4 protein-coding genes are annotated in these 3,008 nt (G+C 72.2%); 3 read left to right on the forward strand and 1 reads right to left on the reverse strand.

Going from position 1 to position 3,008, the window contains the following annotated elements; genetic code table 11:
- The 3 genes from ACFVZH_RS38865 to ACFVZH_RS38875 form a co-directional block, all read left to right on the forward strand.
- Nucleotides 1-183: hypothetical protein (locus ACFVZH_RS38865; protein WP_384905167.1), on the forward strand; the 183-nt coding region annotated here is incomplete at its 5' end.
- Nucleotides 184-345: 162 nt separating this feature from the next.
- Nucleotides 346-1,413 (forward strand): tetratricopeptide repeat protein, encoded by a 1,068-nt coding sequence (locus tag ACFVZH_RS38870; protein ID WP_384905169.1) that lies wholly within the window; start codon nt 346-348, stop codon nt 1,411-1,413.
- A 41-nt stretch (nt 1,414-1,454) separates the two neighbouring features.
- Nucleotides 1,455-2,657, forward strand: a complete 1,203-nt coding sequence (locus ACFVZH_RS38875; protein ID WP_384905171.1) for an MFS transporter — start codon at nt 1,455-1,457, stop codon at nt 2,655-2,657.
- Here the strand turns inward: ACFVZH_RS38875 and ACFVZH_RS38880 are convergent.
- Nucleotides 2,635-3,008: hypothetical protein (locus ACFVZH_RS38880; protein WP_384905173.1), on the reverse strand; the 374-nt coding region annotated here is incomplete at its 5' end. The two genes, ACFVZH_RS38875 and ACFVZH_RS38880, sit on opposite strands and share 23 nt — an antisense overlap.

Consider the following 3,008-nt stretch of genomic DNA (forward strand, 5'->3'; position numbering starts at 1 on the left):
GCGCTCACCGAGGACGGCCTGAGCGTCAACCACGCCGAGGCTGCGCTCACCGAGGACGGCCTGAGCGTCAACCACGCCGAGGCTGCGCTCACCGACGACGGCCTGAGCGTCAACCACGCCGAGGCTGCGCTCACCGACGACGGCTCGCACTCACAGCATGCCGAGGTCGCGCTTCTGTACTGACCGTGAGGGTCGGTGCCGCTGCTCGGACGAGTATGCGGTTCGGCATGAAGCGGGGCGGAGTTGGTGCTCGGGTTCTCGCCGGAGACCGGTTTCCGTTTTTTCGCAGGGTGGGGTCCGTGCCGTGGCACGGCCCTGCTCTGTTTCCGACGGAGAGGGTGAGCGATGGTGGCGGTGTCCGAGGGGCTGCTGGATGCGGTGGCCGGTTTTTTGGTAGAGCGGGATGGGGCTGACGCCGATTCGGCCGGGCTGGTCGCGGCGGTTTCGGATGCTGGGGTGGATGCCGGTGCGGGAGCGGAGGGGGTCGCACAGGCGTTGATCACTTTGGGGATCCGGGCGAGGGACGGACGCGACCTCCCGCGGGCGGAGCGGCTGTTCGCTCTGGCCGGGGAGGTGGCGGCGGATGCGGAGGACGCTCCCTTGTGGGTGCGGGCGCGGACACTGCTGGGCGGCCTGCACCGGATCCAGGGCCGCTACGGGGAGGGGGAGGAGGTGCTCCGCGGGGCGCTGGCCGTCGCCGACGGCGAGCCCGGCATGCCGCTGGGCCCGCTGGTGGGGGTGTGCAACCAGCTGGGGATCCTGTTCAAGTATTCGGGGAAGTTCGTCGAGGCCGAGGTGTTCTACCGGCGGGCCCTGCTGCTCCTGGAGGAGGGGGATCTCGGGGAGGATCCGGCGGCCGCCTCGTTGTTCCACAATCTGAGCGGTCTGGCGCACTCGCGCGGTGATTTCGCGGCGGCGGTGGAGCCGGGCCGGCGGGCGATCGCGGTCCGGGAGCGGGCGTTGGGGCCGGATCATCTGGAGGTGGCGCTGGACAAGGCGGCGCTGGCCCCGGTACTGATCGAGCTCGATGAGCTGGAGGAGGCCGAGGCGCTGCTGACGTCGGCGCTGGCGGTGGTCGAGGAGACCTACGGCCCGGAGCACTACGAGACCGGCATCGCCGTGGGCAACCTGGCCGCGCTCGCCTACCGGCGCGGACAGTACGCCCGGGCGCAGGAGTTGTTTCGCCGCTGCCTGCGGCTGAAGGAACGGGCGCTCGGGCCCGCGCACCCGGAGCTCGCCGTGACGTTGAACAACCTGGCGATCCTCGCCCGTCGCAACGGCGATCCGGATGGTGCCGGGTCGTTGTGGGGGCGGGCGCTGGCCGTCCTTCATGCCTCGGTCCAGCCGGGGCATCCGCTGCTGGCCGCGGTCCGCCGTGGCCTGGACTCCCTCGCACCGGATGTGCCCGCGTGACGCGCCGCCGCGGAGCGCACACCGCCCCGGGGGGGCCGCGGGTGCCGGGCCTGTCCGTGCTGGCGGCGAAGCTGCCCCGGCTGGCTCCGGGGGCCTGGTGGGTGCTGGGCTCGGAGCTTGTCTCCGCCCTCGGCTCGGGGATGACTGCCCCGCTGCTGGTGGTGTACCTGCATGCGGTGCGTGGTATCCCGCTCGGCCTGGCGACGCTGGCCGCGGCGGTCGGGCCGCTGGTGAGCGTGTTCGGCAACCCGCTGGGCGGCCTGCTCGCCGACCGTCTCGGCGCCCGCCGCATCACCGTCATCGGACTGTCCGTTGCCGCCGTCAGCACCGCGGCTCTCGGCGCGGTGCACTCGCTCGCGGCCGTGGTGGCGGCGATCGCTTTGATGGGCGGCGGCCTGTCCATCGCTCTGCCGGCCCAGGACAGCCTGCTCGGCCACCTCATCCCGCCCGAGCAGCGCCCTACCGCCTTCGCCCTGCGCTACCTCTCCCTCAACCTCGGCCTCGGCGCCGGCGGCCTGGTCGCGGCCCTCGCCGTCGACACCCACCACTCCTCCTCCTTCACCCTCGCCTACACCGCCGACGGCGCCACCTTCCTCCTTGCCGTCCTCGCCATCGCCGTTCCCGCCCTGCGCGGGGCGACCCCCGCCCGTAAGACGCGGATCCCGCTGCGGCAGGCGCTGCCGCGCAGCCGCCCGCTGTGGGCGCTGTGCGGCCTGGGCATGCTGTTCACCCTGGTCGGCTTCGGCCAGTTCAAGACCGCCACCTACGGCATCACCGGTGCCGGCATCCGCCTGCTCGGCCTGGCCTACCTCGCCAACACCCTCACCGTCGTCGCCGCCCAGATGCCCGTCCTGCGCTGGACCCGCACCTGGCCCCGCCACCGCACACTCACCGCCGTCGGTGCACTGTGGGGCGCGGCGTGGCTGCTGGTCTGGTCGGCCGACCGGCTGTGGGCCGGCTGCCTGGTCGCCGCCGCCGCCGTCATCGCGCTCGGCGAATGCCTCATGTCGACCAGCCTGCCACCCATCGTCAACGACCTCGCCCCCGACCACGAGCGCGGCCGCTACAACGCCTCGTTCCTCATGGCCCGCACCCTCGGCAACCTCGTCGCCCCTGCCCTCGCCGCAGCCCTCCTGTCCACCGGCCTGGGCACCCAACTCGCCCTCACCCTCGCAGCCCTCGCCTGCGCCACCGCCCTGCTCTGCCTGCGACTACCCCGCCTCATGCCCGCCCCCGCCCGCTGACACCAGGCACGCTGCACAGCAGCACCGGCCCAACCGAACACGACGCGAAGGAGTCGCCCATGCGCATAGCAGTCGGCGTCCTGTCCGGATGTTCCGACCCGCCCTCGGACGACTGCGGACCCAACCGGACCGCACCGGCCGCGCAGCTCGCTCTGAAGGCCACGAAGACGACATCGCCGGGGAAGACCACCAGAAAGCCCGCTCCGGCGACCGGCACCAAGAAAACGTCCTCGCCAAGAAGACCGCGAAGCCGTCGAAGACCAGGCACCACGACCACGATGTCGACGACTGTGACGACGACTGATCGGTACCCCAAGGCATCTAAGTGACGGTGCCCTGCATACTGGGACC

The organism is Streptomyces sp. NPDC059534, from assembly GCF_042743475.1.
Taxonomy (GTDB): domain Bacteria; phylum Actinomycetota; class Actinomycetes; order Streptomycetales; family Streptomycetaceae; genus Streptomyces.

Bases quoted from the DNA above. Each gene is read 5' to 3' on its own strand.
- ACFVZH_RS38870 (WP_384905169.1), top strand. From the start codon at position 346: ATGGTGGCGGTGTCCGAGGGGCTGCTGGATGCGGTGGCCGGTTTTTTG.